Source organism: Paenibacillus taihuensis (assembly GCF_003386535.1).
Classification (GTDB): domain Bacteria; phylum Bacillota; class Bacilli; order Paenibacillales; family Paenibacillaceae; genus Paenibacillus_Z; species Paenibacillus_Z taihuensis.
The window spans coordinates 32,927-54,823 of the sequence record NZ_QTTN01000017.1 but is presented as its reverse complement, the minus strand read 5'-3'; the positions used below and the strand labels follow the sequence as shown (position 1 = coordinate 54,823).

Here is a 21,897-nt window from a genome sequence, read left to right as displayed (position 1 = left end):
ATTTTCCGCATTAAACCTAGGTAAACAGCCTGTTTCAGTGTTTACATCTTATTATGAAAACGCTTTACTGTCAATGGTATCCAAGTCTCGTTTTTATGCAAGAAGAGCATAAAATAGCGTGAAATCTGTGCAAACTTGGCACAAATATAAATAAAAAAACAGCGGAACAAGAGATATCTCTGTTGTTCCGCTGCTATTAGCATGCAATACATATCGCTACTTACCTTCTTCGAATGACAAACGACCCGTTCCGCAGCTTATTCTCCAGCCAACGGTAGATCATCATGCGATAGAACGGCCTCGTTAACGGGAAAAGCATGGTGATCCCTACAATGTCGGAGAAGAAGCCCGGCATTAAGAGCAGCAAGCCGCCGATAAGAACACAAATGCCGTTCAGCATTGCATGACCCGGCGGTTTACCGCTCTGGAGATGCAGCTTCACATCTTCAATCGCCTTGCGTCCTTCAAGGCGCGCAAGCTGCGCACCTGCGAAACCCGTGAGCAGAATGAGACCGAAAGTTGTCCAGCCGCCGATGGCATGACCCACTTGGATAATGCCCCACATCTCGATTGCCGGAATAAGGATGATTGCAGCGATGAGCCACTTTAACATCGGTTACGCGCTCCCTTCCTCTTGCACCTCACCAGCTGCGGCTGCTTGCAGACGAGCATAGACAGCCGGAAAAGGCTTATCCAGCCTCGCTGGGCGCCAATCTCCATTGACCCACACATGGCGGGTGCCGCCTTTCGTCAGCAGCTTGCCCGGCGGCACTGACCCATGCCACCAACGCGGGATGGTTTCCGAAGACTCCGCAAGACGAACTTCCGACCGGAATGCCATCCGAATCGGCGAAAGCTCCTCAATACGTGTACAAATCATAACGACATCGTCATAACGAGCCGGGGATACATACGAGCAATCGATATCGACAACCGGGAGAAGCAGCCCTGCCTTCTCGATCTCGATGTACGACATGCCAAGCGATCTGACCAGCTCCGTTCGCCCAATCTCAAACCAAGTCAAATAATTGCCGTGAAAGACAACGCCCATCTGGTCCGTTTCCTGATACCGGACGCGCAAAGGATGCAGATGCCATATGACTTTCTTCTCAGCCGCATTCTCTTCCTTCATTATCCGATCACCTACTTTTGAACTTGAACAAAAAGCGACAGCACCGTAAGGCACCATCGCTTCTGATCGATCTTTCAATCATCTTCTTACATCACTTTAGCTTGTCCGGAGTAGATAACGCCAACTTCAGCATATACCGTTACTTCCGAACCGTCTTGCAGCAGCTCAAGCGCGTTCTGTACGCCTAGGATAACCGGGATACCCAGGTTCAACGCTACGATCGCTGCATGGCTAGTGATCCCGCCTTGCTCCGTGATTACCGCAGCTGCCTTGGAGATCGCTGGCATATATTCTTTGTCTGTCGAAACAGTTACAAGGATCGAACCTTCCGTTGTCTTCGCGATCGCTTCTTGCGGCGTGCGCGCTACAACGACTTTGCCCGTTGCTGTTTGTGTACCGATACCTTGACCCTTAGCGATCATCTCGCCGATCGTGTGGATCTTGATCAGGTTCGTCGAACCGGAACGGCCAACTGGTACGCCCGCTGTGATGATAACCGTATCGCCAAGCTTCACCATGCCGGAGCTAATGCCGCCTTGAACGGCGATGTCGAACATTTCGTCCGTCGTTTGGGCTGGTGTGCCAAGAACTGGCGTTACACCCCAGATAAGAGCCAAACGGCGCATCACTTGCTGGGCCGGCGTTACCGCGATGATCGGCGATTTCGGACGGTACTTGGAGATCATACGCGCTGTGTAGCCGCTCTCTGTGGATGTAATAATCGCTTTTGCGTTCAAATCAAGAGCAGAGTTGGCAACAGCTTGGCTGATTGCTTCTGTTACTGTTGTTTGCTGCGCATTCGCTTGACGCGTGAAGATTTCACGGTAGTTCAGCGTCTCTTCCGCACGAACTGCGATACGGGACATGGTTTGAACCGATTCTACCGGGTATTTGCCGGCAGCCGTCTCGCCGGAAAGCATAATGGCGTCCGTGCCGTCGAAGACTGCGTTCGCAACGTCGCTTGCTTCCGCACGAGTCGGGCGCGGGTTACGCTGCATGGAATCCAGCATTTGCGTAGCCGTGATAACCGGCTTGCCTGCGAGATTACACTTCTGAATCATTTTCTTCTGTACGAGCGGTACTTCTTCAGCTGGAATTTCTACGCCGAGGTCGCCGCGCGCAACCATAAGGCCGTCGGACACTTCAAGGATTTCGTCCAGGTTGTCGACGCCTTGTTGGTTTTCGATCTTCGAGATGATTTGGATGTGGCTTGCGTTATGCTTCTCAAGCAGTTCACGGATTTCAAGCACGTCAGTCGCTTTACGCACGAACGAAGCCGCGATGAAGTCGATGCCTTGCTCGATACCGAAGATGATATCGTTCGCGTCCTTCTCTGTGATACCGGGCAAGGAGATGTGTACGCCAGGAACGTTAACGCCTTTCTTGCTCTTGATTGGACCGCTGTTCACGATACGGCATTTGATCTCAGTGCCTTCGACTTCTTCAACCGTCAAGCCGATCAAACCGTCATCGATCAAGATTGTCGAGCCTTCGTGAACGTCTGCAGGCAGATTCGAGTAAGTAACCGGAATACGGTTACGGTCGCCGAGAATTTCTTCCGTTGTCAGCGTAATCGTCTCGCCTTGGTTGAGTTCAATCGGCTCTTCCTTCAATTTGCCAAGACGAATCTCTGGGCCCTTCGTGTCAAGCAGGATCGCAACGGTTGTGCCCAGCTCTGAGCAAGCTTGGCGGATGTTCTTGATCCGGTTGCCGTGCTCTTCGAAATCTCCGTGGGAGAAGTTCAGACGAGCTACGTTCATGCCTGCATTGATCAGTTTCTTCGTGTTCTCGAGCGATTCGCTGGAAGGCCCGATTGTACATACAATTTTCGTTTTACGCATAAGTAATTTTCCATCCTCCGTCTGCACGATCACAATGTCGTTATCGTTGTACAGTCATTATTTTAAACGCCGGCAGATTCAACCTCTTGAACCTGATTCGCATCTGGCGCAGGTGTCCGGTACTGTCCGATGCGGCGGAATTTTTCGTATCGATCTTCAATCAACTGCTCCGGCGTAAGCCCCGCCAATTCGCCAATATGACGCCAGATCGCTTCCTTGATCGTCTCCGACTGCTCAGCTAGATCACGGTGCGCTCCGCCTTGCGGCTCGGCAACGATCTCTTCAATAATGCCGAACTCCTTCAAGTCGACGGCCGTAATCTTCATCACGCCTGCCGCCTCATCTGCTCGACCAGCGTCTTTCCACAAAATCGATGCAGCGCCATTAGGCGAAATCGCAGAGTAAATCGCATTTTCCAGCATGAGCACACGATTGCCGACGCCAAGCGCAAGTGCGCCGCCGCTACCGCCTTCGCCGATTACGACGCAGATGATCGGTACGCCAAGCACCGCCATCTCACGCAAATTACGGGCAATCGCTTCGGATTGACCGCGTTCTTCCGCTGTATTGCCTGGATAAGCGCCTTTCGTATCGATGAACGTTACGATTGGACGTCCGAATTTGTTCGCTTGCTGCATCAGTCTGAGTGCCTTGCGGAACCCTTCCGGATGCGGACTGCCGAAGAAACGGGCAATGTTATCCTTCGTGTCTTTGCCGCGCTGATGACCGATAACCGTCACCGGCAGGCCGTTTATCTTCGCCAGACCGCCAACGATCGCAAGATCGTCGGCAAACAGACGATCGCCGTGAAGCTCGATAAAGTCTGTAAAAATCATCCCTATGTAGTCTAGCGTCGTAGGGCGACCATGATGACGCGCCAGATGCATCTTCTGAGCAGGCGTCAATTCGTTGTACAGCTCTTCTTGCAGTTGTTTGCAGCGTTCTTCCAGTCGGGCGATTTCATCGCTGAAATCGATGCCCGACTCCTGGCCGAATTTCTTCAGCTCTTCGACTTTCTTTTGCAGCTCGTTAAGCGGCTTCTCAAACGGCAGCTCACCCGCCATTGATAATTTCCCCCTTTACCGAATGCATATCAAGCAGTTTCGTAAGTGTAGCTTTCATTTCTTTACGGTGTACCACCTTGTCGAGCTGTCCGTGCTGCAGGTTGAACTCCGCAGTTTGGAAGTTGTCCGGCAGCTTCTGACGAATGGTTTGTTCGATAACGATTCGGCCTGCAAAGCCGATGAGCGCGCCAGGCTCGGACAAATTGAAGTCGCCAAGCATCGCGAAGCTTGCGGAGACGCCGCCTGTTGTAGGATCGGTCATAACGGAAATATACAGACCGCCGTCGCCTTGGAACTTCGCAAGGGCTGCACTTGTCTTTGCCATTTGCATGAGGCTTAGGATACTTTCTTGCATACGCGCGCCGCTCGATGTGGAGAAGATGATCATCGGAAGCTTGTTCGCGTGCGCATGCTCGATCGCACGGGTAATTTTCTCGCCGACAACGGAACCCATGCTGCCTGCGAAGAAATCAAAGCTCATGAATGCGGCGACGACCGGCAGACCGCCGATCGTCCCTGTGCCTGTAACAACCGCATCTTTAAGGCCGGAGCTCTTCTTCTGCGCTTCCAGCTTGCTTGCATAACCAGGGAAACCGAGCGGATCGACGGATTCGAGCTCCGCATCCAGCTCCGTTAGTTTACCTTCGTCGAGCGTAATTGCGATGCGCTCCCAGGCGTTAAGCCGGAAATGATGACCGCAGCTCGGACATACTTTTAAGTTTTTCTCGACTTCTTTGCTAAATTGAATGTTGCCGCACTTCGGGCATTTGGACATCAAGCCTTCCGGAATATCCGGCTTCGTACGCGGCTGTCCCGAAGGTATTGTGGCATACTTCTTTTTATGAAATAAGTCCTTGAACACGAGTGACACCTCTTTGGAACGCAGTAAGTTTAAGTGATTACCGCCCCGAGTTTAGAATATTGTTCAGCACTTCCTGCACTTCTTCCAGTTCGCCAGACGGGACCAATATCTCGTATTGCTGTTTCGATACGTTGATTGGTCTGATTTTTACGAGAAACCCTTCTTGGGTCAGCCGGTTTTTGATGCTCTCCGCAATTTTTGCCGTAGGCGCGATATAGATAACCGTCCACATGAAGAGTACCTCCTTGCAATGATAAAAAGAACATCTGAACGCACTTATAGGCATAAGCCGCAAAATGAACACATGTTATTTGGACACATGATGTCATCATGATATCACATGATTGCTTTTCATCGCAACGGCGCCTCTGCAGCGTACTTATTCCAGACCCGGAAAGCGGCAGCGCTCCTTAAGGCGTGTCCGTGACTTCGTACCGGTTCGCTTTCGGATCCTGATGCGCTATCCTTGCGGATGCGGCAGCGGCGAGGCCTGCGACGAGATCGTCCAAGAAAACATGCACATGCGTGCCCTTCTCATTCAATTTACGGATGATGCCCGGCTTCACTTTATCGAGATAGCCGAAGCTTGTAAGTCCGATCATACCATACACATTCGTAATGCCGAGCGCGAGCGTTTCGTCAACGCCGTAGAGCGATTCATCCGCTTCCATAATGGCTTGAAGAGGCGCCGGCAGCAGCTTCTGCTCTGCCAGTTCATCCAGCGCAATCCCCGTAAACAGGACGTATTGCACCTCCCGCTTGCTAAGCACGGCAAGCACGCTCTCCTCGCATTCTTCATAGGTCAAAGCCGGATTATACGGACGCTGCAGCGAAAATACAATATCCGCAACATCGCTAACCGAAACACCGCGTCTGTTCAGCCATTTCTCCATATCGGACGACACTGTTCATCCCCCCGCATCAGCTTGTACGAATTGGGAGGAGACAGGGGGAGCGTTCGCTCCGTTTCCTGGCTGCTTCAGCCCATACAAGCGGCGAATTGCACAGCTGCTTGCAACCTATACAGCGATTGCAAAATAGCTCTGTGTCTCCTAAATGTATGCAGCTTCATATCAACATGTGCCTCTACTGAACAAAACCTTTTGCACTAAGAAAACCGTTTATTCGGGTCCATTAGCGTTATTATTTCACAACTGCCGACCCTTTACCAAATATCGACTCGATTTGCGACAGCAGCTGCTGCGAAGGTTTGATACGGAAGGCGTCACTTAGCGCCAAAGTCCGTCCTTCGCGCTCGTAGAACAGGACAGTTTCATAGAGGCCTGGGCTGCTCGTTAGCAGCGATTTCAGCTTTGCGAGCGAAGCGGAGTCTTCGCGGCCTGCGGCGATTTTGACGTAGAGCCGCTGCGGCCGTTTTGGCGCTGCGGCGGCAGGAGCCGGCTTCGCCGGGGCAGCTTGCTGAGCCGCGGCTTGCGCCGAGGCCGGCGCACTCGCGCGCGGCTGCGGCGCTCCAGCGGCAGGCGAAGCTGCCGCTTGGCGCGGTGCGGCCGCGCTCGCGCTGCCCGGCTGCGCCGGCGCGGACGGCTTCGCCTGCGCCTGCGCGGGCCGCGAGGCTCCGCCGCCGGCGCGCGTCGCGGCTTCGCTGCTGCGGCTGCGGGCTTGCCGCTGCAGCCGCAGCACCTGCGCGGCCACATCGATGGCCGCGCCGCCCATTCCAGTGCCGCCGCCAAGCGGCACGACATCCTCGATGAGGAGCTTATAGTCCTCATCCTGATGCTGCACGCTGGCGAGCACAATGACGAGGCTGCCCGGATCGAGCGCAGCCGAGTGGCGCTTCCATATCGTCGGGAATGCGACCGCCTCGACGCGCATGATACGATCCTCGACTTCAAGGAAGGCCATCGCCTGTCCTTTCTTCGTCGTAAAATGCTTCGCCGACACGACCATTGCGCTTACAATCGCGAAATACCCGTCCGGCACCTCCGTCAAATCCACGAGACGGTCTAGCGGCAATTCTCCAAGCTCCGCCTCATGCGCGTCAAGCGGATGCCCGGACAAGTACATGCCGAGCAGCTCGCGCTCCAGAGACAGCATCTGGCCGGTCGTATACGCCGGCACTTCCGGCATCTCCACATCCCAGTTCTGCACTTCATCGAAGCCGAACAGTTCGATCTGCAGCTCCTCGCGCTCCTTCCGCCACTTGAGCGCGGCCTCCACGGTCTCATCCAGCACCGCGACAAGCTGCGCGCGGTGTCCCCATCGCGAATCGCATGCGCCTGCCTGAATAAGCGACTCCAGCACCCGCTTGTTCACAACGCGCAGGTCAGCGCGGCGGCATAGATCAAGCAAGCTCTCGAAAGGACGGTCAGCCCGCTCCTTCATGAGCGATTCAATTGCCTGCGTGCCAACGTTCTTGATTGCCGCAAGGCCGAATCGAACCGCGCCGTTCACCGGCGTGAACGTCACATTGCTCTCGTTGACATCCGGTGGGAGCACATCGATGCCCATCCGTCGGCATTCATCCACGTACTCCGCCGTTTTCCGCTGGCTGCCTGTAACCGAGGCGAGCATGGAAGCCATGAACGGCACAGGATGATTCGCCTTCAACCAAGCGGTCTGGAATGCAAGTACACCATACGCCGCAGCATGGGCGCGCGGGAAGCCATAGTCCGCGAAACGAACGATCATATCATAAACGGCATGCGCATCCTTCTCGGCGTAGCCTTGACGCAAGCTGCCTTCTACGAAGTGAGCGCGCTGCTCATCGAGCACCTCGCGCTTCTTCTTCGAAACGGCACGGCGCAGCAAATCCGCTTCGCCGAGCGAGAAGCCTGCCATCACCGAAGCAATCTGCATAATTTGTTCCTGATACACGATAATGCCATACGTATCGGCAAGAATCGGCTCCAGGGACGGATGCGGGTATTCTACTTCGGTAAGGCCATGCTTACCGGCAATATATTTCGGGATAAACTCCATCGGACCTGGACGATACAGCGCAAGGACCGAGACGATATCTTCGAACTGAGTCGGCTTCAGCTCCTTCAGCACACGCCGGACGCCTGCGGACTCGAGCTGGAATATACCCGTTGTCTCGCCCCGTGTAAGCATCGCGTATGTCGCCGGATCATTGTCAGGAATGAAGCGAAAATCAACCGTAATGCCCTGCTGCTTCTTCACCCAGTCAAGCGCGCGTTCCAGAATGGACAGCGTACGCAAACCGAGGAAGTCCATCTTGAGCAATCCGACGGATTCAAGATGTTCCATCGAATACTGCGTCAGCGCCGTCTTCTCGCTTCCCGCCTGCAGCGGCACATAATGCGTGAGCGGCTCGCCGGAGATAACAACGCCTGCCGCATGCGTCGAAGCATGCCGCGGCATTCCTTCCACCTTGAGCGCCATCCGCAGCAGATCCGCCGTCTTCGGCTGGCGCTCTGCCGCTTCGCGAAGCTCGGTGCTGACCCGCATCGCTTCTGCAAGCGTAATGCCGAGCTGGTTCGGGATCAGCTTCGCCGCCCGATCCACCTCGCCGAACGGGACCGCCATCGCGCGGCCAACGTCGCGTACGGCTGCTTTTGCCGCCATTGTACCGAACGTAATGATCTGCGCCACATGCTCTTCACCGTATTTTGCAGACACGTAGCTGATGACCTCGTCACGGCGCTCATCGTTAAAGTCAATATCGATATCCGGCATCGTAATCCGTTCCGGGTTCAAAAACCGCTCGAAGAGCAGCTTATATTTGATCGGATCGACATCGGTAATGTTGAGCGAGTACGCGACAAGGCTGCCCGCAGACGAACCCCGTCCCGGACCTGTCCGAATACCCTGCTCATGGGCAAAGCGAATGAAGTCCCACACGATAAGAAAATAGTCGCTAAAGCCCATTTTCTCAATAACGCCAAGCTCATAATTGAGTCGTTCTTCGATTCGTTCCTTGCGTCCCGCTTCCGTCGTCCATGCCGGATCGCCCGAATATCGCGCCTCAAGACCTTCATGGCATAGCGTGGACAAGTAGTCCGCCGAGTTCATTCCCGCAGGAATCGGGCTAAACTTCGGCAGCAGCGCGCGGCCGAACGTCAGCTCAAGCTGGCATTTTGCCGCAATTTCCACCGTACGGGCAACCGCATCCTGCGCCTGGCGGAACTGCAGCTCCATCTCATCCGCACTCTTGAGGTACATCTGGTCCGTCATCATTTTCAGACGATCATCGTCTTCCACTGTCTTGCCGGTGCCGATACAGATCAGAACGTCTTGAACAGCAGCATCAGTCGGCTTCAAATAGTGAACGTCGTTCGTCGCAACCGTCAGAATGCCTGTCTCCTCCGCCAATCTGAGCGTCGCTTGCAGCACCTTCTTCTGCTCCAGCATCCCATGATCCTGCAGCTCGAGATAGAAATCGTCGACGAAGATCGAGCGGTATCTCTCCGCAGATTTCAGCGCATGCTCGTAGCGGTCATGAAGAAGATGCTGAGCAATCTCACTGCCCAAGCAGGAACTGAGGCAGATGAGCCCTTCGGAGAATTCGGACAGCACTTCAAAATCGATCCGCGGCTTGTAATGGAACCCTTCCAAATGGCCGATCGAGCTCAGCTTCATCAGGTTCCGATAGCCTGTCTCGTTCTTCGCGAGCAGTATCAAATGATAGATCGGGTTATCCTTGCGCGCACCCTTGTCGAAGCGCGAGCCCGTCGTCAGATAAACCTCGCAGCCGATAATCGGCTTAATGCCTTTCGCGATACAAGCTTTATAGAATGGCACTGCGCCGTACAAGACGCCGTGATCCGTAAGGGCGAGCGCCTTCATCCCAAGTCCAGAAGCCTGGTCAACCAAGTCTTTAATCCGAGCAGCCCCGTCGAGCAGGCTGAATTCGCTGTGCACGTGCAAATGGACAAAATCGCGTTCGCCGCTCATTGTTCGTTCCTTCTTTCTTACTAGTAGCATCCTGCTAGCTATAATGGATAAATCCATTCATTTAGCCCGATATCAGCCTTTTCCGACGTCTACATTGGATTTTTCCACTCATTTTTAGTCAAAACAGCCAAAATCACTATTTTTGAAGCGAGTTGAGTGGATTTATCCACTATAGCTCGCCAATTCCACTTGAAACACCGTTCTTCACTGGATTTTTCCACTATAGACTCATACCCGCTTGCTTGGCTCGCATCATTTTATACTAGTTTATCATATTGACGCCTTGCTCGCCCATAGAATGGACTAGAGGGACGAGCCGCTAGGGCGCCCGTACCCTCTCATTCCACGGGAAGGGTGTAATGGACAAGATGGACTCCTTCTTATCGAAAGCAACGATCGACTTCTTCATCGCCTTTGGCGTCGTATTCGGCGGCTCAATGCTGGCCGGGATCGGCTCGGTGTTCGTGCTTACAGCTCCTGCAGACATCATGCTGGATACGGCATCGCGGCTCAAAATTTGGGCGCTTGTCGCCGCAGTCGGCGGCACGATCGACCCGATGCGCGTCATTGAGAGCAATATGATTCAAGGGCATCTATCGCCGGTTGTGCTCCAAATCTTCTACATCCTCTGCGCCTTTCTCGGCGCGCATATGGGAACCGAGCTGATTCGCTGGCTGTGCAGAGGGGCGGTCTGACCGATGCGAGTTCCGCCCTTCGAAAGGTATACGATGCTGATGCAGGCATGCGCCTTCGTCGTGCTAGGCGCAATACTAGGCGCGATGGCCTACCATGCAGTCTTTTTTATGAGTTTTAACGCTTTGCGAGATACGAATACGGAGCTTGAGGATAAGCTGATTGAATACGAGGATCGGATCGAGAAGCTGAATAAATTTAAAGATCAGCATACGGTCATTAAGACCGTACAGCCGATCTTGTTGGATAATAAGGAAGGTGACAAGCCCGGTCCGTCGGACGAGCAGACGAAGCTGGCCCTGAAGGACAAGCTGAGGAAAGATTTAAGCGTGTTTATCGGTACGAGCATCTACAAGATTAACGCGAACGGCGAGCTTGGCAGGGAGCTGCTGGATAACAAAATCTATTTGCTCGATAACGGCAAAGAGTTCAGCGTCGAGATCCGGACGATGCTCGTCGTCGATAATGTGCTGCAGGTATGGTTCAAGGCAGCGCTGTATGACAGGCCGATCACATAATCGACACAGACGGGCAGGCAGCCTTATTTTCGCTGGAACAGCAATTCATGCTACAATGGGACTACATAGTCAAGCTGTACAGCACACAAAGGAGCTGCTTCAACGTCATGGTATCCACACTACACTGGCTGATCGTCATTGTGATTATCGGCGCATCGCTATTCTCGGTATTTTACAGCTTTAAAGCGCGCCGTTCGACCGATACGCGGCAAAAGGGCATCTATGCCTCACGCATGAATATGTGCATGGGCATTATGCTCATCTTCATCGCCCTGTTCGTCATGCTCGCTTATAACGGATCGACGATCAAAGTCATTATCGGCGCGCTGTTTATCGTACTCGGCCTGTTCAACCTGTTCGCGGGGCTGCGCAACAACAGCATCTACCGCTCGATGAAAGGTTAATACGGATCGATCAATGTCGCCGTCAGCATCGCTTTGGCAGCGAGGCCGCTTGGGTCCTTCAGCTCGATTTCGAGCTTGGCGCTCTTGCGGCTCATCTCCAGCAGGCTCGGCTCAATGACGACTTCGCTTTCCAGCTGAATCGGCCTTACGAAATACGTCGTCATGCTCTCAATGATGTAATCCCGCTTCCCCATCTCCCGAATAAGCCCTCGAGCTGCCTGCGTCATTAAGGTCACCAGCACCCCTTCAGAAATGGTCCCGAATGTCCCTGACATTTGCGGCGTAATGCGCCCTTCGTAGAGCCAATCACTCTGCTCCGTCTCTTTCTTCACGAATCCCGCGCCAATCAATTCATCGAACGTCTCGCCGGACTCCTTCTGCTTGCCGGCATAGCGCATCGCTTCCAGCACTTCCGTACGGCTAAGCGCCGCGAGCAGCTTACGGTTCTTATCGACGATCGGCAGCAGATCGATTCCTTCGGCCGCCATCGTATGCGCAGCGGACGCAATTGGAATATTCGGCGCCGCCGTAATCGGACTGCGCGTCATCAGCTTGTCTACGAGCTGCGTATCCAGCGCGCCCTCAGCATCCTTCGCTGTCATCATGCCGACAATTCGGCCCCGGTCATCCAGTACGGGGAACCGCGTGCCGCCGACGCGTGCCGCGAGCAGCATATAGTCGCTCTTCGTCTCGCCAAGTCGCATCGTCTCAACCGAACGGCTGTAAGTGACGATGTCTTCGACGAGCATAATCTTCTGACGAATGAGCCTGTCGAACATCGCCCGGTTAATCATCGAAGCGACAGTAAATGTGTCGTACTTGGATGACAGGATCGGAAGTCCCTTCTCATCTGCAAGCTTCTTGATCACTTCGCTTGTGCCGAAGCCGCCCGTAATCAACACGCCCGCGCCTTGCTCGAGCGCGCATCGGTGTGCCCCTTCCCGGTTACCGACGATGAGCAGGCTGCCTGCGTCGATATACCGTACCATCGCATCGAGCTCCATCGCGCCGATGACGAATTTATGCAGCGTATTATCAAGTCCCGCTCTACCGCCGAACAGCTCGCCCTGCACGATCTCGACGACCTCGCCGAATGTCAGCCGATCTAGCGTCTCCCGGTTGCGGCGCTGAATGCGGACCGTGCCGATCCGTTCCTTCGTGCTGACAAGCCCGGCTGCTTCCGCCTCCTTGATCGCCTTGTACGCGGTGCCTTCGCTCACTTCGAGCTCCTCCGCCATCGTGCGCACCGATAATTTGGTACCGATTTCGAGCTGCTGGATATATTGCATAAGACGCTCGTGTTTCGTTAGCGCTTCTAGTCCATTCACTCCGGATGCCACGGACGGTCACTCCTTGTCTTGTTATCGATATGTCTTATTGTAGCAGAAAGCAGGTCAAGTTTTCAGAAAAAACGCATGTCAAATGCCTATTTTTCATAGTGTCGACGCTGTCCGCCAATCACCAAGGTATATCTGTCCTCATATGATGAATTAATTCGTGTGTAACTGTTTAAGACCGAGAAGCTGCACCTCGTCATCCTCCAGCCTGGAAGGAGCTTCGTCGATGCTGAAATCCAAAGTCGCCGTTCAGGTCATCAGCCCAGGCATCTTGCCTGATGATGCCATAATGCTCGGCGATGCTTATTTAAGACAGTGGAAAATACCGCAAGGACAGCCGGTCATCCTGAAGTTTGGAGCGCTTCGCCATTATGTCAAAGTGGTGCCGGTCGAACGCTTCGACGGCATGCGCATCGGCCAAAGCCTGGCAAGAAAGATGGGCTTGTTCTCGAGTTCGTCGCTTCGCATCCGCTATAGCTACGATACATCCACGCTCGCGCTCGGCCCGCTCATCGGGGTGCTGATCAGCCGCGACGATCCCGAAACAAGAGATCGGCCGTTCGGCTCCATCACGATGTTCTGCAAGGAGCTCGTCGATGCCTGCGCCGCACAAGGCGCGCATGTTTATTTCTTCACACCTGATCACGTGACAGATAACTTCAATAACGTCGAGGGATGGGTCTACTCCGATGGCTGGCGGAAAGTGATGATGCCCGTTCCCGATGTCGTCAACAACCGGTTAACGAGCCGCAAGCTGGAGAATCGCCCGAATGTGCAGCAGTTTATCAAAGAAGTGAAGCTGCGGCATGGCAGCACGGTGTTCAACGAGAAGTTTCTCGATAAATCCGAAGTGTTCGAAGCGCTGATGAAGGACGCCTCCCTGACCAGGTATTTGCCGGAGTCACATGTGCTGCGCAGCCTGCCGATGCTGAAGTCGATGTGCAGCAAGTACAACACCGTCTTTCTCAAGCCGGTGCGCGGCAGTCTAGGCAAAGGCATCATTCGTATCTCCAGAATCGACACCGATTCGTACTCTGCGCAGTATGCTACAACGTTGGGAACGCGAAGGCAGCATTTTAACGGAATCGCCAAACTGTACGCTTCCATCAACGGCAAAATGAAGACGGTGCGTTACCAGATCCAGCAGGGGCTGCATTTGATCGATATTATGGGGCGGCCGGTTGATTTCCGAGCGCTCGTGCAAAAGAATGAAACGGGCAAATGGATGCTTACTTCAATCGTCGCACGTACAGCCGGAAGCAATCATTTCGTATCCAACCTGGCCAGAGGCGGAACGCTCAGCACCGTTCGGGAAGCGGTCGCGAAGTCGAATCTCTCGGGCAGCAGCGACGCACCCGCGAAGCTGACGCGCGCCGCGCTTGAAATCGCGAAAGGAATCGATACGCACATCCCTGCTCATTTCGGTGAGCTCGGCATCGATCTCGCGCTGGATTCGAGCGGCCGGGTCTGGCTGCTTGAAGTGAACTCGAAACCGTCCAAGAACGACAATACTCCGCTGCAGGATAACAAAATCCGTCCATCCGTCCGCAACATGATTCGCTATGCCCGGCATCTTGCCGAATTTTAACGAAAAGGAGGTAGCGTCCGCATGGCTATCTCTGAACAATCCCCAGTCCTTGGCGTACTGATCAGTGAAATTCGTCCGAAGTCCGCTTCCGGTCAAGGCGAGAGCAAGTCGCCTTCCACATTGCCGGAGGACTCTTTCTGCCGTCTGCTGAGCAGTCTTTCGCATTCGCTCGGTCTGCTCGTTTACTTCTTCTGCGCCACCAGCGTCCCCTATGCAGCGAACCGGCTGCTTCGCGGCTATCAGCTGCGGGGCGGCGAATGGCAAGCGGGATCATTCCCGCTTCCCGACCTTGTCTATGATCGGGCGCTGCCTAAGTCATCCGATCACTATGCACTGACGATAGAAGCACTGAATGAGCTCAAACGATTAAAGCCGTATACGCTTCTGAACGGCTCGCTGCCCGGCAAACTGTACGTGTACAGCGTGCTGAGCGGCAATGCCAAGATAGCGCCGCATGTGCCGCGTTCGATCGGCTACTCCGGCACGCACAGCCTCGAGCTTGCTGCGAGCCAGCATGCGGACGGCATCTTCATGAAACCTTCTGCCGGCGCGCAGGGCAGAGGTGCATTTCGACTAATACGGGCGGGAGACGGCTGGCAGATCGATGGCAGAGACCGAAGGAACCGTCCTCTTTCACATGCGTTCACCGGCTTGCGCAGCGCTAGCAGCTGGATTGGAAGGTTCACTGCGGGAGCGCCTTACGTCATTCAGCCGTGCCTTAAGCTGATTGACGAAGACGGCTGCCCCTTCGACGTTCGCTCGCTTGTGCAGAAGGACGGCTTCGGAAGATGGACCTTCACCGGCGCGGCTGTCCGCACGGGCGAGAGCGGAAGCGTTACCTCGAATTTGCACGGCGGAGGAACGGCCGCAAATGCCGAAGACGCACTCGCGGGGCGCTTCGGCGAAGAAGCCGCGGCACGCATGCTGCAGCTCATCCGCCGCATCAGCGAATGCGCAGCCGAAGTGCTGGAGCAGCATTTCGGACGGCTTGCCGAACTCGGAATCGACTTCGGCATTGAGCAGGACGGCCGGATATGGCTGCTGGAAGCAAACAGCAGGCCGGGCCGCCAATCTTTTGAGGATAATGAGCGCACATATGAAACTGCAGTCCTAAGGCCGCTTCAATATGCGCTGCATGTCGCAGCCAGACAGAAACCGGTATTCCAATCAAACCGAAATCAAGGGAGATACATCCAGGAGGTTCATCCATGAGTTTGACATCTTGTCATGTACACTTCTCACCATCTAGCGAGCGTATCGTCTATGTGTCGGGCTCACTCCTTAAATCGCTGAAGCTTGCCGGCAAGAAGACGATCCAATTAAAGCTTGGTCATGAAAGTATAACCGCATCGGTCAAAACGATTGAGCGCCAAGGGCATCATCTCTATCTGTCCGCAGGCGTCCGCCAATCGATCCGCGTGCCGAAAGCAGGCAGCATCTCCTATATCCAAGGAGAAGAAAATGAGATTCAGCTTGGTCCGCTCATCGGCGTCCTGACGGACGGCGGCAGGTCCAGCGAGTCGCCTTTCGGCTCCCGCTCCGGTTATATTCGCCAGCTGCTTCGGATGGGAGAACGCAAGGCATACTTCTTCGCCTTCACACCGCGGGACGTGAACTGGAATCAAGGCACCATCAACGGTTACTTCCTGAACAGTACCGGCGGCTGGTACCGCAAGGTCGTTCCGCTTCCCGATGTCGTCTACAACCGGCTGCCTAGCCGTATTGCCGAGACGACGTCCACGATCATGTCCTTGCGGGAACGGTTCATCCGCAAAGGCGTTCCGTTCTTTAACTGGAGCTTCTTCAACAAATCCGACGTGTATAAGCTGCTCGACAAGGACGTAGAGGCACTGGAGCACTTGCCGGAGTCCGTTACGAACCCTCGATCGGAAAAAATAAAAGAGATGCTCGAGAACCATCAGTTCATCTACTTCAAGCCGACAGCAGGCAGCCTCGGCATCGGCATCTATCGGCTGACGTATCATCCGAAGCGCGGTTACTTCGCCCGTTACCGCCGAGGCGGCACCAATGTCCTGCTGCGCTTTACGAACTTCAACAGCCTGATGCGCATGCTGGAAACGAGACATGGCAGCGGACTGGGTCGATACGTGAGCCAGCAAGGCGTGCGGCTGATCGAAATCGACGGCTGCCCGATCGACTTCCGCTTTCATATGCATAAGAACGGCAGCAACCAATGGGTGCCGGTCGGCATCGGCGCGAAGAAAGCTGGCCGCGGCAGCGTAACGACGCATATCAAGAACGGTGGTCAGCTGCTTACGCCTGAGCAAGCGCTTGGCCGGGCATTCGGAGAGCGCGCCGACGAGATGCTGACGAAAGCGAAGGAGGTTTCCGTGAAGCTTTCGGAAGCAATCGAGCGCAACTTTCCGCACACCCTTGGCGAGCTCGGCCTTGATATCGGAATCGACAAGGACGGCGAGGTGTGGATGTTCGAAGCCAATGCGAAGCCGGGCCGTTCGATATTCAGCCATCCTCAGCTCCGTGCGCAAGGACGGGAGTCGGTCAATCACATCCTCGAGCACTGCATGTATTTAAGCAAGTTCACGGGGCAAGGAGGCGAGGATTGATGGCACTCGTATTTAACGAGGATACTGCTGACGAAGCTGCCGCCATCATTCAGGGAAAGCAGCCCGTTCTCGCCATATTGACCATTGAAGATGATATTCAGCTGTTTCGCGGCAATCGCAGCAACTTCGCCGACATCATTACAGCCGGTGCCGAGCATGGCTTCATCGTTTATGTCGTCACTGTCAAGCAGCTGAAGCTTCGTCGGAAGCTGCTTGACGGCTTTACCTACGACCGGGATACGGACACATGGATCGGTCAGAAGTTCCCTCTGCCGAACTTGATCTATAACCGGATTCCGCTCCGGGAGGATGAGCTGCAGCCGGAAGTGAAGCGCAAAATCGCGCTCTGCGTCAGCCATCCGCAAATTCAAATCTTCAATCCGTCGTTCTTCAACAAGTGGAGCTTATTCAAATGGCTTCGCCAATCCCGCACGACGCTGCCGTTCATTCCGGCTACGCGCCGGCTCTTGACTGCCGGCGGACTCGGCCGAATGATGCTGAAGCACCGGTTCCTGTACTTGAAGCCGGTCAGCGGCAAGGCGGGCAAAGGCATCATGACGATCCAGCTGCAGCCGGAGAAGACGCTCCCCTACATGCTGAAGATTCAGGGCGACAAGGGCAGCACGACGTACAACTGCGGATCGATTGCGAAGCTCTGGGCACGGATTGTAAAAGAAAGCAGCGGCGAGCGGTATATCGCCCAGCAGGGCATTCAGCTCGCATCGTTCAATGAGCGCTCCTTCGACCTGCGGACGCTCGTGCAGAAGAACCGGCGCGGCCAATGGGATATTAGCGGCATCGGCGCACGGGTTGCCGGTTCTTACAGCATTACGACGCATGTGCCGCGCGGCGGCAGCATCGAAGATCCAGAGAAGCTGCTTGTCAGCGTATTTGGCCAAGATGAAGCACGTAAACTGTTAATAAAGACGCGCAACACCGCACTGATTATCGCAAGGCAAATCGAGCGCGGCTCCCGTCGCAAGCTGATGGAAATGTCGATGGATCTCGGCGTCGATCAGGACGGCCATGTTTGGTTCTTCGAAGCGAATGCGAAGCCGATGAAATTCGATGAGCCGGACATCCGCAAACGTTCGCTCGACCGGATTTTTCAATACAGCCAATATTTGCTGAAAATGCGCGGGCTATAGCGAAGAGCGAGGAGTGTGCGTAGGGTGCAAGTAAAGCTGTTATCGCCGTCCCAGTGGTCGGCATCGAAAGAGAAGATCACTCGTTTCTTGTATCGGTACGGCGATAAACGGATTACGGCAACAGCGCTCGCGGCGCTTCAGGATCTTCCGGCCGTTCGGCTCGCAACGAGCGGCGGCGGTGGCGGCAGTAGTGTTGGCATTGATGGCGATGTAGATGCGGCGATTGCGATTGCCGTCATCGGAGGCAAGCTCGCCGCCGTCGCCTTCGCGGAGGAAGGCGGCGAGCGCGCCTGCTTCGTCGTCGTCTCGACGGAGTTCCGCGGCCAAGGCGCAGGAAGCGCGCTGCTGAAGGCGCTGAAGAAGCGCCTGGGGCGGCTTACTTGTGCCGTAGCAGCCGATAACCCGGCGAGCATGGGCATGTGCTTCCGTGCCGGCATGAAGGCAGTCAGCCTTCATACGGGGCCGACGGGGAAGCCGACGCTCCGGTTTGAGAGCTAGATCACAGCAAAATTTTCTAGGAGGAGTTAATATGGGTCAGCCGGTTCTCGGCATCCTAACCCTCTATCTCAATGATAATGGCCTGCTCGAGGAGAGACCAGTTTATCAGAAGATGATCGTCGCAGGGAAGAAGCTCGGCCTGGAGGTGTTTGTATTCACGCCTTCAGACGTGAACTATACACAGAATCGGATTCACGCACATATGTATGACGCTGCTACGCAAAGCTGGACGCGGAAGTGGCGTTCTTTTCCCCATATGATCTATGACCGCTGCCGGATTCAGAAGAGTCACCGATTCGTGGAGTTGAGCAATTTCCGCAGAAAGTACGGCCATCTCACCTTCCTCAACCGCGTGCTGCGCAACAAATGGACGGTGTACAAAACGCTGCGCAAAGAAGATGTTTTCCGCGACCATCTGCCTTACACCCGGATGTACGAAAGCTCGACTGACCTGATGGAGATGGTCCGCAAGTATCCGCTCGTCTACTTGAAGCCGATCAACGGAACTGGCGGCCGCGGTATCCTTCGCATCGAGAAGCAAGGTGGCAGCTACTCCATTCAAGGCCGGGACCAGACTCGCCGCATCGTGTCGCCGCAGCGGGTCGGGCTTTCCAGCATCCAGAGCCGGCTGGCTTCGTGGAACCTGAAGGATAACAACTATCTCGTGCAGCAGGGCATCCAGCTGAAGCTGCCGAACGGGCGCGTCCATGACTACCGGATGCTCGTGCAGAAGAACGGCGAAGGCGAGTGGGAAGTGACCGGATGTGCCGGCCGAATCGGCGCTTCCGGCAGCATCACATCGAACCTGCATGGCGGCGGGAAAGCAATCAAAATGCAAGAGCTGCTGGACGAGTGGATCGATGACGAGAAAGCGACGCATGAGATCATGCTGAAAGCGGAGCTGCTCGGCGTCGAGATCGCCGCGTTCCTGGAGCAGTCCTATGGCCGCTTATGCGAGCTTGCGCTTGACCTCGCGATCGACCGCAAAGGCCATATCTGGCTGCTCGAGGTTAATCCGAAGCCAGCGCGCGAGGTGTTCATCCAAGCCGGCGAACGCGAGACCTACCGGACTGCGATCATCAGGCCGCTGGAGTACGCGCTTTGGCTGTATGAACAAAAAAAACGACGGAGAGAGAAGCTCGTCCCGTCGTCATATGATTGAACTATCGACTGAGAGAGCGTATTTGCTCTCTCGGATGCTCCAATCGGCGTTTCGCCGTGATTTCTTCTGCTGAGAGAGCATATTTGCTCTCTCAGCTTGCATTTGGGGCGCTTTGACCCGCGAGAGAGCATATTTGCTCTCTCAGCTTGCTTTTAGCACGGAGTCGCCCACGAGAGAGAATATTTGCTCTCTAAGACCAACTCTCACTCCTCAAGCCACCTACTCCCCCGCCAGCTCCAGCAGCTGCCGGAAATCGCTGATTAGCGCGTCAGAGCCCTGCAGCTCCTCCTTGCGCCCGTAAACGGCATAGGCGCAGCCGACGACCTGCAGGCCGTTGCCTTTGCCCGCCTCCACGTCCGAGGAGCGGTCGCCGACCATCCACGCTGAATTGACGCCGTGATCGGCCATCAGCCGCGCGACGAGCTGCACCTTCGAGGCGGTGCCGTACTCGCCTGCGCTGTACAAGCCATCGAACAGCGGCGCGATGCCCTTATAGCGCGCCACCTCTTTCACATACTGCTCCAGCCCGTTGCTGGCGACGAACAGCCGGAATCCCCGCTCCCTAAGTGCATGCAGCGTCTCTGCCACATGCGGGTACAATTCGCCCTCGCCTGCCGCGAGTCCTTCCAGCTCGTATTGCAGCATGAGCTCATCCGCCCGGCGCTGCGCCGCTTCCGAAGCGTCCGGCATCACTTTGCGCCATATATCTTCAAGCAGCATGCCGAGGCAAGCAAGCAGCTTCTCCACCGGCGGCGTCGGCTGCAAGTACAGCCCTTCCTGGCGAAGCGTTTCGAAGATCCGTTCGTGCACATGGACTAGCAGCGTGTCCGTTTCAAACAACGTGCCGTCCATATCAAATATCATTGCTTCAGGTCTCTCTAACCGTTCCAAGCTGCTCAAGCGCACAAACCTCTTTTCACCCTAGATTGCCTTTTATCATACCTCTACCATTTGCCTGGATCAATATCGCCTGGCTTAAGCCCCGCCCACACATTCGGAATAACCGCCTGCTCCGGATGCTCGAACACGAGCCACGCCGTCGGCAAATACCGCCCTTCGCTGCTCTTCGTCGACGGCTTGTTCAGCACCTCTCCATCTTTCACCAGCATGGTAGATGAGCCGCCATCGAGATTCGCGGCGATGACTGCGCCGTGCGCGAGCATGATATTTTGCACATCGTACAGGTTTGCTCCAATACTGTGCCCCGGCTGGCGGCCGTCGATAACGACGAACAAGATTGCGCCGTCTTCCCGCTGCCCCATTGCCGTTCTCGGCGCAATCCCCCATCCGTCCGCGGCGTTCTTAATCAGCCCTTTGCCGTTGACTATAATCCGCGGCTGGAACGTGACCGCTTCCTGCACGCCAAGCTGCTTCAGCTCATCGAGCGAATAGCGGCCTGCGATCATTTTGCCCTCCTTATCGATCCCGACGACCTGCGTCGAACGCGACTTGCCAAGATCGCTATAGAACAGCTCCCCGCCCGACATGACGATGCCGATGGGCTGGAACCCGTTTCCATTCCAATTCGGATCAGCGAAGCCGCCGCCATTGACGCCTGCAATCGCACCGGTCCGCTGCACCATGCTGAGCACGCGCTCTCCTCGGCCCTGCTTCTCTGGCACGACGATACGAATCTTCTTCGGATCATTCACCGTCATCACATAACCGCTATAGCCGTGTCCCGAAATTTTCTCGATCTCCACAAGCGGCTTCTCCTGCACGGCTTCACTGTTATTCGTACTCGTCTGCTCGCCTGATCCTTCTGTGGGTGTTGGATGAATTTCATGCGTATCCCGTTCCTCGCCCATCGCATCGAAGCGGTTCTGATACGCTTTGACCCGTTTATCGAGCTCAGTCTGTCCGATAATATATTTGGCTAAATAACGATGTTTGGTTGTAATGATCGTATCTGCAATTAAATAGCGAAAGTTGTTGCCTGATGGCGTAATAAACATCCAGATCATGCCGGCGATACCTAGCATGATGAAAACGATTGCGACAATAGCGACGGATTTGACAATACGTTTCAGACGTCTCGCGAAAGGCGTCTGCGGGGGAGTTTGCTTTCTAGGCGGTGCAGCAGGCGTTCCTGATCCAGATGATCTCGAACCGGTTCTACTGCCCGCTGGTACATTATTTTGCATGTAATTCAACTGGCCTCATTTCCAAAATACGAGTAATGTTCGTACT

General features: G+C 55.0%; 20 protein-coding genes. 9 read left to right on the top strand and 11 right to left on the bottom strand.

Going from position 1 to position 21,897, the window contains the following annotated elements; translation table 11 throughout:
* Positions 1-220 precede the first annotated feature (220 nt).
* The 8 genes from A8990_RS15390 to A8990_RS15355 all read right to left on the bottom strand — a co-directional run bounded on the left by A8990_RS15390 (position 221) and on the right by A8990_RS15355 (position 9,774).
* Entirely contained in the window at positions 221-613 is a 393-nt protein-coding gene (locus A8990_RS15390) for an FxsA family protein (RefSeq protein WP_116189929.1), read from the bottom strand.
* Between the two features lie 3 nt (positions 614-616).
* Positions 617-1,132, bottom strand: coding sequence for an acyl-CoA thioesterase (locus tag A8990_RS15385; RefSeq protein ID WP_116189928.1), 516 nt, complete (start codon positions 1,130-1,132; stop codon positions 617-619).
* A gap of 86 nt (positions 1,133-1,218) precedes the next feature.
* Positions 1,219-2,973, bottom strand: coding sequence for a pyruvate kinase (gene pyk, locus A8990_RS15380; protein ID WP_116189927.1), 1,755 nt, complete (start codon positions 2,971-2,973; stop codon positions 1,219-1,221).
* A gap of 62 nt (positions 2,974-3,035) precedes the next feature.
* Positions 3,036-4,037, bottom strand: a complete 1,002-nt coding sequence (locus A8990_RS15375) for an acetyl-CoA carboxylase carboxyltransferase subunit alpha (protein WP_116189926.1) — start codon at positions 4,035-4,037, stop codon at positions 3,036-3,038.
* On the bottom strand, positions 4,027-4,899 hold the full coding sequence (gene accD / locus A8990_RS15370) for an acetyl-CoA carboxylase, carboxyltransferase subunit beta (protein ID WP_116189925.1): 873 nt from the start codon (positions 4,897-4,899) through the stop codon (positions 4,027-4,029). Before accD ends, A8990_RS15375 begins: the two co-directional genes overlap by 11 nt.
* Positions 4,900-4,936: 37 nt before the next feature.
* A complete protein-coding gene (locus A8990_RS15365; protein ID WP_090578748.1) occupies positions 4,937-5,131 on the bottom strand; it encodes a glutamate decarboxylase in 195 nt (64 codons plus the stop codon).
* Between the two features lie 178 nt (positions 5,132-5,309).
* Positions 5,310-5,792, bottom strand: a complete 483-nt coding sequence (locus A8990_RS15360; RefSeq protein ID WP_425463910.1) for a phosphatidylglycerophosphatase A family protein — start codon at positions 5,790-5,792, stop codon at positions 5,310-5,312.
* A gap of 250 nt (positions 5,793-6,042) precedes the next feature.
* Entirely contained in the window at positions 6,043-9,774 is a 3,732-nt protein-coding gene (locus tag A8990_RS15355) for a DNA polymerase III subunit alpha (RefSeq protein WP_116189923.1), read from the bottom strand.
* 368 nt (positions 9,775-10,142) lie between these two features.
* Here A8990_RS15355 and A8990_RS15350 point away from each other — a divergent pair, with 368 nt between their 5' ends.
* From A8990_RS15350 to A8990_RS15340, 3 genes are all read left to right on the top strand, one after another.
* On the top strand, positions 10,143-10,469 hold the full coding sequence (locus tag A8990_RS15350) for a YtrH family sporulation protein (protein WP_116189992.1): 327 nt from the start codon (positions 10,143-10,145) through the stop codon (positions 10,467-10,469).
* Between the two features lie 3 nt (positions 10,470-10,472).
* Complete coding sequence (locus A8990_RS15345) at positions 10,473-10,985, top strand: sporulation membrane protein YtrI (protein WP_116189922.1); 513 nt, start codon at positions 10,473-10,475, stop codon at positions 10,983-10,985.
* 107 nt (positions 10,986-11,092) lie between these two features.
* Positions 11,093-11,389, top strand: a complete 297-nt coding sequence (locus A8990_RS15340) for a YtpI family protein (protein WP_116189921.1) — start codon at positions 11,093-11,095, stop codon at positions 11,387-11,389.
* Here the strand turns inward: A8990_RS15340 and A8990_RS15335 are convergent.
* Positions 11,386-12,678, bottom strand: a complete 1,293-nt coding sequence (locus A8990_RS15335; RefSeq protein ID WP_116189991.1) for a DRTGG domain-containing protein — start codon at positions 12,676-12,678, stop codon at positions 11,386-11,388. The genes A8990_RS15340 and A8990_RS15335 overlap by 4 nt on opposite strands.
* Positions 12,679-12,952: 274 nt before the next feature.
* On the opposite strand from A8990_RS15335, the gene A8990_RS15330 reads away from it, so the two are divergent.
* The 6 genes from A8990_RS15330 to A8990_RS15305 are packed head-to-tail and all read left to right on the top strand — an operon-like array spanning position 12,953 to position 19,707.
* The gene (locus A8990_RS15330; RefSeq protein ID WP_116189920.1) at positions 12,953-14,314 is read left to right on the top strand and encodes a YheC/YheD family endospore coat-associated protein; all 1,362 of its coding nucleotides are present in this window, start codon (positions 12,953-12,955) and stop codon (positions 14,312-14,314) included.
* Between the two features lie 21 nt (positions 14,315-14,335).
* Positions 14,336-15,526, top strand: coding sequence for a YheC/YheD family endospore coat-associated protein (locus A8990_RS15325; RefSeq protein ID WP_116189919.1), 1,191 nt, complete (start codon positions 14,336-14,338; stop codon positions 15,524-15,526).
* Entirely contained in the window at positions 15,523-16,899 is a 1,377-nt protein-coding gene (locus tag A8990_RS15320; protein WP_116189918.1) for a YheC/YheD family endospore coat-associated protein, read from the top strand. Before A8990_RS15325 ends, A8990_RS15320 begins: the two co-directional genes overlap by 4 nt.
* Positions 16,899-18,047 (top strand): YheC/YheD family endospore coat-associated protein, encoded by a 1,149-nt coding sequence (locus A8990_RS15315; RefSeq protein ID WP_116189917.1) that lies wholly within the window; start codon positions 16,899-16,901, stop codon positions 18,045-18,047. The genes A8990_RS15320 and A8990_RS15315 overlap by 1 nt, the downstream gene beginning before the upstream one ends.
* Before the next feature lie 24 nt (positions 18,048-18,071).
* The gene (locus A8990_RS15310) at positions 18,072-18,545 is read left to right on the top strand and encodes a GNAT family N-acetyltransferase (RefSeq protein WP_181909596.1); all 474 of its coding nucleotides are present in this window, start codon (positions 18,072-18,074) and stop codon (positions 18,543-18,545) included.
* A gap of 31 nt (positions 18,546-18,576) precedes the next feature.
* A complete protein-coding gene (locus tag A8990_RS15305) occupies positions 18,577-19,707 on the top strand; it encodes a YheC/YheD family endospore coat-associated protein (protein ID WP_116189915.1) in 1,131 nt (376 codons plus the stop codon).
* A gap of 219 nt (positions 19,708-19,926) precedes the next feature.
* On the opposite strand, the gene A8990_RS15300 is transcribed toward A8990_RS15305, so the two are convergent.
* Together A8990_RS15300 and A8990_RS15295 are read right to left on the bottom strand one after the other, a co-directional pair.
* Positions 19,927-20,571 carry an HAD family hydrolase gene (locus A8990_RS15300; RefSeq protein WP_116189990.1) on the bottom strand — a complete coding sequence of 215 codons (645 nt, stop codon included), beginning with the start codon at positions 20,569-20,571 and terminating at the stop codon, positions 19,927-19,929.
* Between the two features lie 80 nt (positions 20,572-20,651).
* Entirely contained in the window at positions 20,652-21,851 is a 1,200-nt protein-coding gene (locus A8990_RS15295; protein WP_116189914.1) for a phosphodiester glycosidase family protein, read from the bottom strand.
* Positions 21,852-21,897 lie beyond the last annotated feature (46 nt).

Excerpts from the sequence above, each read along its gene's own strand:
- A8990_RS15390 (WP_116189929.1), bottom strand. The coding sequence starts at position 613 with ATGTTAAAGTGGCTCATCGCTGCAATCATCCTTATTCCGGCAATCGAG.
- A8990_RS15385 (WP_116189928.1), bottom strand. The coding sequence starts at position 1,132 with ATGAAGGAAGAGAATGCGGCTGAGAAGAAAGTCATATGGCATCTGCAT.
- pyk (WP_116189927.1), bottom strand. The coding sequence starts at position 2,973 with ATGCGTAAAACGAAAATTGTATGTACAATCGGGCCTTCCAGCGAATCG.
- A8990_RS15375 (WP_116189926.1), bottom strand. The coding sequence starts at position 4,037 with ATGGCGGGTGAGCTGCCGTTTGAGAAGCCGCTTAACGAGCTGCAAAAG.
- A8990_RS15365 (WP_090578748.1), bottom strand. The coding sequence starts at position 5,131 with ATGTGGACGGTTATCTATATCGCGCCTACGGCAAAAATTGCGGAGAGC.
- A8990_RS15360 (WP_425463910.1), bottom strand. The coding sequence starts at position 5,792 with ATGGAGAAATGGCTGAACAGACGCGGTGTTTCGGTTAGCGATGTTGCG.
- A8990_RS15355 (WP_116189923.1), bottom strand. The coding sequence starts at position 9,774 with ATGAGCGGCGAACGCGATTTTGTCCATTTGCACGTGCACAGCGAATTC.
- A8990_RS15350 (WP_116189992.1), top strand. The coding sequence starts at position 10,143 with ATGGACTCCTTCTTATCGAAAGCAACGATCGACTTCTTCATCGCCTTT.
- A8990_RS15345 (WP_116189922.1), top strand. The coding sequence starts at position 10,473 with ATGCGAGTTCCGCCCTTCGAAAGGTATACGATGCTGATGCAGGCATGC.
- A8990_RS15340 (WP_116189921.1), top strand. The coding sequence starts at position 11,093 with ATGGTATCCACACTACACTGGCTGATCGTCATTGTGATTATCGGCGCA.
- A8990_RS15335 (WP_116189991.1), bottom strand. The coding sequence starts at position 12,678 with ATGCAATATATCCAGCAGCTCGAAATCGGTACCAAATTATCGGTGCGC.
- A8990_RS15330 (WP_116189920.1), top strand. The coding sequence starts at position 12,953 with ATGCTGAAATCCAAAGTCGCCGTTCAGGTCATCAGCCCAGGCATCTTG.
- A8990_RS15325 (WP_116189919.1), top strand. The coding sequence starts at position 14,336 with ATGGCTATCTCTGAACAATCCCCAGTCCTTGGCGTACTGATCAGTGAA.
- A8990_RS15320 (WP_116189918.1), top strand. The coding sequence starts at position 15,523 with ATGAGTTTGACATCTTGTCATGTACACTTCTCACCATCTAGCGAGCGT.
- A8990_RS15315 (WP_116189917.1), top strand. The coding sequence starts at position 16,899 with ATGGCACTCGTATTTAACGAGGATACTGCTGACGAAGCTGCCGCCATC.
- A8990_RS15305 (WP_116189915.1), top strand. The coding sequence starts at position 18,577 with ATGGGTCAGCCGGTTCTCGGCATCCTAACCCTCTATCTCAATGATAAT.
- A8990_RS15300 (WP_116189990.1), bottom strand. The coding sequence starts at position 20,571 with ATGATATTTGATATGGACGGCACGTTGTTTGAAACGGACACGCTGCTA.
- A8990_RS15295 (WP_116189914.1), bottom strand. The coding sequence starts at position 21,851 with ATGCAAAATAATGTACCAGCGGGCAGTAGAACCGGTTCGAGATCATCT.